Raw genomic sequence first — 456 nt, forward strand, 5'->3', positions numbered from 1 at the left:
TTCGTCCCCGCCGGGCATGTGCTGGGATCGGCGCAGATCCTGCTCGAATATCGTGGCGAGCGCATCGTCGTTTCGGGCGATTACAAGCGCCGCGCCGACCCGACCTGCGCGCCGTTCGAGCCGGTCCAATGCGACGTGTTCATCACCGAGGCGACCTTCGGCCTGCCGGTCTTCCGCCATCCCGATACCGGCGACGAGATCGACAAATTGACCAACGCGCTCCACGCCAACCCGGCGCGCTGCGTGCTGGTCGGGGCCTATGCGCTGGGCAAGGCGCAGCGCGTCATCGCCGAATTGCGCGCGCGCGGGCATGATGCGCCGATCTACATCCACGGCGCGCTAGAACGGCTCTGCGCACTGTATGAGGAACACGGCGTGGCGCTGGGCGAACTGCGCCCCGCCACCAGCGCGAGCAAGGCCGAAATGATGGGCCATATCGTGCTTGCCCCACCGGGG

General features: G+C 67.5%; 1 pseudogene. It reads left to right on the forward strand.

Annotated elements, in window-relative coordinates:
- Positions 1-456 (forward strand): annotated as a pseudogene (locus tag AACY52_RS31055) (DNA ligase-associated DEXH box helicase); the annotation flags it as partial.

The organism is Pseudomonas sp. EA_65y_Pfl1_P113 (assembly GCF_963970525.1).
GTDB classification, from domain to species: Bacteria; Pseudomonadota; Gammaproteobacteria; order Pseudomonadales; family Pseudomonadaceae; genus Aquipseudomonas; species Aquipseudomonas tritici.